Origin of the sequence: Exiguobacterium sp. s163 (assembly GCF_018617135.1) — a bacterium.
GTDB classification, from domain to species: Bacteria; Bacillota; Bacilli; order Exiguobacteriales; family Exiguobacteriaceae; genus Exiguobacterium; species Exiguobacterium profundum.
In genome coordinates this window covers 1-5653 of sequence record NZ_JACSJN010000014.1, presented here as the reverse complement: position 1 = coordinate 5653, position 5653 = coordinate 1, and the positions used below count along the sequence as shown (strand labels likewise).

General features: G+C 45.9%; 8 protein-coding genes and 1 other RNA gene. 3 read left to right on the top strand and 6 right to left on the bottom strand.

Annotated elements, in window-relative coordinates; translation table 11 throughout:
* Positions 1-180 (top strand): hypothetical protein (locus tag KNO71_RS17440; RefSeq protein ID WP_214686310.1); only part of this gene is annotated, 180 nt, incomplete at its 5' end.
* Between the two features lie 143 nt (positions 181-323).
* Here the strand turns inward: KNO71_RS17440 and KNO71_RS17435 are convergent.
* The 6 genes from KNO71_RS17435 to tadA form a co-directional block, all read right to left on the bottom strand.
* The gene (locus KNO71_RS17435; RefSeq protein WP_012727752.1) at positions 324-548 is read right to left on the bottom strand and encodes a YaaL family protein; all 225 of its coding nucleotides are present in this window, start codon (positions 546-548) and stop codon (positions 324-326) included.
* On the bottom strand, positions 545-1144 hold the full coding sequence (gene recR / locus KNO71_RS17430) for a recombination mediator RecR (RefSeq protein ID WP_012727753.1): 600 nt from the start codon (positions 1142-1144) through the stop codon (positions 545-547). The genes KNO71_RS17435 and recR overlap by 4 nt, the downstream gene beginning before the upstream one ends.
* A 22-nt stretch (positions 1145-1166) precedes the next feature.
* Positions 1167-1484, bottom strand: a complete 318-nt coding sequence (locus tag KNO71_RS17425) for a YbaB/EbfC family nucleoid-associated protein (RefSeq protein WP_012727754.1) — start codon at positions 1482-1484, stop codon at positions 1167-1169.
* A 14-nt stretch (positions 1485-1498) separates the two neighbouring features.
* Positions 1499-3175, bottom strand: a complete 1677-nt coding sequence (gene dnaX / locus KNO71_RS17420; RefSeq protein WP_214689702.1) for a DNA polymerase III subunit gamma/tau — start codon at positions 3173-3175, stop codon at positions 1499-1501.
* A gap of 94 nt (positions 3176-3269) precedes the next feature.
* An RNA gene (ffs, locus tag KNO71_RS17415) (signal recognition particle sRNA large type) lies at positions 3270-3537 on the bottom strand.
* A 53-nt stretch (positions 3538-3590) separates the two neighbouring features.
* Positions 3591-4091 carry a tRNA adenosine(34) deaminase TadA gene (gene tadA / locus KNO71_RS17410; protein ID WP_078145941.1) on the bottom strand — a complete coding sequence of 167 codons (501 nt, stop codon included), beginning with the start codon at positions 4089-4091 and terminating at the stop codon, positions 3591-3593.
* A gap of 121 nt (positions 4092-4212) precedes the next feature.
* On the opposite strand from tadA, the gene KNO71_RS17405 reads away from it, so the two are divergent.
* On the top strand, positions 4213-4848 hold the full coding sequence (locus KNO71_RS17405; RefSeq protein ID WP_012727757.1) for a deoxynucleoside kinase: 636 nt from the start codon (positions 4213-4215) through the stop codon (positions 4846-4848).
* A complete protein-coding gene (locus tag KNO71_RS17400; protein ID WP_012727758.1) occupies positions 4845-5516 on the top strand; it encodes a deoxynucleoside kinase in 672 nt (223 codons plus the stop codon). Before KNO71_RS17405 ends, KNO71_RS17400 begins: the two co-directional genes overlap by 4 nt.
* The last annotated feature ends 137 nt before the right edge of the window (positions 5517-5653 follow it).

Genomic DNA, 5653 nt, shown 5'->3' with positions numbered 1-5653 from the left:
ACGAAGCTTGCGCTTCATTCAAAAATGGTAAAACTTATTTTTGCCTCATCGTTCAGTTTTCAAAGTTCGTCTGCCGCTCTTGGCGACTTAAATATCTTACCAAGTGGAGAAGAAAAGGTCAACCACTTTTTAAAAATATTTTTCGTTTACTCTGTCGCTTATCTCGGCGACGTCTATTAATATATCAGTAAAATAATAACCACGCAACCCTTTTTGTTAAAAAGATTAAAGAAATATATAAAAACTTCATTCGTTCAACCGAAACGATTTTTTCTTTCATTATATAGGACTAAAAATAAAGAAGGCGCGCCATTGGCGTCGCCTTAAGAACGAAGAGACGATAACGAAACATTTCGCTTCTTTGCTTCTTTCAAATAGAAGAAGTAGAGAGCTTCCGCTTGCTTCACTTGAGCAGCTAGCTCTCCCGTGTCCTCTATGCTGACTTCAAGCATCCGACGTTTCGATTCAAACTTAGCCTTAGCTTCTAGCAGCTCAGTCAGTAGTCGTTGATCATAATCATCTCTTAACGACTTACGAAACCATTTCATAGCTCTCTTCTACCTTCCATCGCCCGAGATAGTGTCACTTCATCCGCATACTCCAAGTCTCCACCGACTGGTAGACCATGGGCGAGACGCGTCACGCGAATGCCTGTCGGTTTGAGTAGTCTCGATAAATACATCGAAGTCGCTTCCCCTTCAATGTTCGGGTTGGTCGCTAAAATCACTTCTTGAATCGACTCGTTCTCTTGTAAACGTGTCAGCAAACTTGAAACATTAATATCCTCTGGACCAATCCCTTCCATTGGACTAATGGCTCCATGAAGAACATGATACTTCCCTCTGTACTCCCGCATCTTCTCCATAGCAATCACGTCTCTTGAGTCTTGAACCACACAAACTACCGTTTCATCCCGATGTGAGTCTTTGCAGATTGCACACGGGTCAATATCCGTGATGTGACCACATACGGTACAATACTTTATGTCACGTTTCGCACTCACAAGAGATTTCGCGAACGTCAACACATCATCTTCTTCCATATCTAATACATGGAATGCTAAACGTACCGCAGTTTTCGGTCCAATCCCAGGTAACTTCGTAAAACTCTCAATCAATCGTCCAATGGCTTCAGGGTATTGCAACTCGCATCGATCCTTTCTTCACTTAAAAGCCTGGGAGGTTCATCCCTTGTGTGAAACGTCCCATCTTATCATTCACAAGCTGATCCGCTTGTTTCATTGCATCATTGATTGCTGCTAAGACGAGATCTTGTAACATATCCACATCGTCCGGATCGACAACGTCTTCCGCAATAATGACATCTAAGACTTCTTTATGACCGCTGACGACAACTTTCACCATGCCGCCTCCCGCAGTTCCTTCAACCGATAATTCTTTTAATTCCTCTTGAGCTTTCGCCATATCTTTTTGCATCTTTTGCATCTGTTTCATCATGTTGTTCATGTTTCCCATTCCACGCATTCAGAGCGCCTCCCTTATGTTTCCTCGATTTCAACGACATCACCAAAACGTTCCATCGCCTGTGCGACTAGCGGATCCTCGGTTTCCGGCTCTTCGACTTGTTCCGTTCGTTCTGCCTGTTTTTGAAGGATGAACTCATTTTTTAGTTCATTCCAATCCGTCTCAAGCACCGCCATGATTTCGCGACGAATCCCCGTCACTTCGAATAACGCCTGTTCAATCACATCGCGCGTACGACCATTCGAACTCACTTGCTCATAGTGCCATGTCATTCCATCTTTAAATTGTACCAGTAAGGTGTCACTTGCACAAAGGACAGCTTCACTTTCATAGAAGAGAGCGAAAATCGGACCGTCTTGTATCCGAATATTCGTCATGATATCTCCCCAGCTGTCGCGAATCGCATTCAAATGCTGCCGTTCGGCCCGCTGTAAGAGTTGGCGAATCCGTTCTTTCGGCACCCGGATTTGTGTCCGTTTCGGAGCAGACTTCGGCTTTTCTGCTTCTCCACCTGTCACGACAACACCATTCTTCTTCACTTCATTTAATTCACGGCTCAGTTCACGCACTTGATCTTGTAGTTGTGTCATTTGCTCACTGATCGTCCGACCTTGTTCCGCGATCCGGATGAATGTTAACTCCACCAACACTTTCGGATGGTTAGATAACCTCATCTGCTGTTGGCAATCATTGAGCTCTTCAATCACTTGGAACAATTCATCCGTCGAAGTCGCTTCGACGAACTGACGAAACTCGTCAGTCGGACGAGCACGTTCCAATAAGTCAGCTGCTTGTGGAGATGCTTTCAAGAGTAACGCATCCCGATGAACGAACACTAAATCTTCGATGAAACGTTTCAAGTCCTTCCCTTCACGTAACATCAATTCAAGCGTACTCAAAATGGCATTTAACTCTTTTCGCTGGAGACCATACGCCATGTCGAGCAACGTTTCATCCGTCACGGCACCCGTGACTTCTAACACCGCTTCTTCCGTCAACCGCCCATCACTGAATGCGAGCGCCTGATCAAGTAAGCTAAGGGCATCTCGCATCCCGCCATCGGCAGCACGTGCGATGAGTTTCAACGCTTCCGGGTCATAGTCATGGTCTTGGTCGTTTAAAATATAGGCCATCCGCGTTTGCAATTGACTCACTTCATGCCGTTTGACATCAAATCGCTGACAGCGGGAAATGATCGTGGCCGGAATTTTATGTGGTTCTGTCGTGGCCAAGATGAATATCGCATGTGCCGGTGGTTCCTCAAGCGTCTTTAACAACGCGTTGAATGCACCGGTCGATAACATATGCACTTCATCAATGATGTATACTTTGTAACGCCCTTGGGACGGCGGATATTTGACTTTGTCTCGAATCTCCCGAATTTCGTCAACCCCGTTGTTCGATGCGGCATCAATTTCAAACACGTCGGGACTCGTCCCTTCCGTGATGGCGATACACGTCGGACAGGTGTTACATGGTTCACGTGTCGGCGCGCTTTCACAGTTGATTGCCTTGGCAATGATTTTCGCCAAACTCGTCTTCCCCGTTCCACGCGGGCCAGAAAACAGGTACGCATGTGACATCCGCTCCTCTAACAGAGCGTTTTGAATCGTACGTGTGATATGGACTTGACCGACGACCTCTTGAAACGATTGAGGTCGATATACACGATATAACGCTTGATACGCCATGAGTTCGCCTCCTTCCCTACTGTTCTTCTCTATCTCATCATACAAAAAAATCTACAGCCCGGGGGCCATAGATTGAAGTTATAAAATAAATCTGCCGCGCACCGATTTCTGAAAGCACGTCAACATGCGTTACTCATGCAGTTTGCTCAGCCCAAGCACCCCTGCGGCACACGGTACGTCACCACTTAAGGCTGCTTCCTTCCGGACCTGACCTGGTTCATGGGTGACCGTTGCGCAGGACTCAGACGTCAACGCCACTTACATAAGGCAGACCACACCAGCGCACTCCCTCGAATCGGGATTCAGTCTCGCTACAGCGGATTGCGAGTGACAGGGCACCGCTACCTCCCCACCTAGCACGGCAAATGGGTAAATGAAATTAGGCACTATCTCGAGTGCTATTACATTATACTGTTTAATCGATTGGGTTGCAACCTCTCTGATTGAGTCGTTCTTGTTTCTTCCTTTCTCGAAGCGCTCGGAAGAAATCTGTTAGGAGCTGTCCACATTCTTCTGCTAAAACATTTTCTGTCACTTCGGCTTGGTGATTGAACCGCTCATCCTGCACCAAGTTCATCAACGTCCCACAACATCCACCTTTCGGGTCGTGGGCACCGAAAATGACACGTTTCACGCGAGACAACACGATTGCGCCCGCACACATCGGGCACGGTTCAAGGGTAACGTATAGTTCGCAGTCTTCTAATCGCCAATTCTCTAGTGTCTCATTGGCCGTTTCAATCGCAATCATCTCGGCATGTGCTGCCGCCAATCGATCCGTCTCACGACGATTGTGCCCGGTTGCGATCACCTGGTCTCCCTTCACGATCACACAACCAATCGGCACCTCGCCGATGGCTTCTGCTTTCTTTGCTTCTTCGATGGCCAATTGCATAAATCGTTCATCACGTTCCATCGATTCACCTCATTTCTTATTTAAAACTATGAAAAAAAATGAAAATCAAATCCCTCGCCATATCGCTCGTATTGTGTGCTAGAATGGAACTTGCACTTTGGATAATGGAGGATGACATCATATGTTTATAACGGTAGAAGGACCGATTGGTGTCGGGAAAACATCACTGGCCCATATCATCAGTCAGCATTTCTCGATGCAGATGCTGAATGAAATTGTAGAAGAGAACCCATTTCTCGGCAAGTTTTATGAAGATATCGAAGAATGGAGTTTCCAAACGGAAATGTTCTTCTTGTGCAATCGATTCAAGCAGTTGGATGATATTCACAAACACCACTTGAGTCAGCAACAATCCGTCGTTTCGGACTATCATATTTTCAAAAACTTGATTTTTGCTCACCGTTCGCTGAAACCGGCACACTTGAACAAGTACGAGCAGATTTATAAGATTTTGACACATGATATGCCGAAACCTGATGTCGTCATTTACTTACATGCCAGCATTGAGACATTAATGAAACGAGTCGCCTTGCGTGGACGTGAAGTGGAAGAGAATATGTCTCGTGATTACCTCGAACAACTTGCTCACGACTATGAGACGTTTGTTGAATCATATCGCGCGGCCCATCCAGAAGTGAAGATTCTCTCGTTCAGTGGGGATGAACTCGACTTTGTACACAATCCGGACGACTTGACTCATGTCCTAAAAACGATTGAGCGTGAATTAGAATTAACTAAAGGAGCCCAAATAAAATGAAGCTGATTGATAAATATAACATCCCGAACGATACGATCATTACAATCGGTGGAATGGTTGGGATCGGGAAATCAACGATCACCAATTCGTTAGCCGATGCATTGAATTTCCGAACGTCTCTCGAAAAAGTAGATACCAACCCTTACCTCGATAAATTCTATCATGATTTCGAACGTTGGAGCTTCCATCTTCAAATTTACTTCTTGGCAGAACGTTTTAAAGAACAGAAGAAAATCTTCCAATACGGTGGCGGCTTCATCCAAGATCGTTCAATCTATGAAGATACAGGCATCTTCGCCAAGATGCACTATGAAAAAGGGACGATGTCACCAACAGACTACGAAACGTATTCTAGTTTGTTCGAGGCAATGGTGTTGACACCGTTCTTCCCGCACCCGGATCTATTAATCTATCTCGAAGGTTCGTTCGAACAAGTACTCGAACGCATTCAGATGCGCGGTCGCGAGATGGAGCAGCAAACACCAATCGCTTATTGGGAAGAAATGTACGCCCGCTACACAGAATGGATCAACAACTTCAACCTGTGTCCGGTATTGCGTCTCTCGATTGAAGAGTACGACCTCATCAACGACCCTGATTCAGTTGAACTCATTCTTGAGAAAATCGAAAAGCAACTCACGATTGCGCGCGAAGCAAAAGTGAGATAATCAATAGAAGGATTGCGCCAACGACAGCGTGATCCTTCTTTTTTGTGCGACGGTTTGTCAAATTAAGCGCAACACTTCCTCGGTGAATGCCTCGTGTGCTGTTCGCCAGCCGAGGCACTTCCTCGGCCGCCCGTTGA

Excerpts from the sequence above, each read along its gene's own strand:
- KNO71_RS17435 (WP_012727752.1), bottom strand. The coding sequence starts at position 548 with ATGAAATGGTTTCGTAAGTCGTTAAGAGATGATTATGATCAACGACTA.
- KNO71_RS17425 (WP_012727754.1), bottom strand. The coding sequence starts at position 1,484 with ATGCGTGGAATGGGAAACATGAACAACATGATGAAACAGATGCAAAAG.
- dnaX (WP_214689702.1), bottom strand. The coding sequence starts at position 3,175 with ATGGCGTATCAAGCGTTATATCGTGTATATCGACCTCAATCGTTTCAA.
- tadA (WP_078145941.1), bottom strand. The coding sequence starts at position 4,091 with ATGGAACGTGATGAACGATTTATGCAATTGGCCATCGAAGAAGCAAAG.
- KNO71_RS17405 (WP_012727757.1), top strand. The coding sequence starts at position 4,213 with ATGTTTATAACGGTAGAAGGACCGATTGGTGTCGGGAAAACATCACTG.
- KNO71_RS17400 (WP_012727758.1), top strand. The coding sequence starts at position 4,845 with ATGAAGCTGATTGATAAATATAACATCCCGAACGATACGATCATTACA.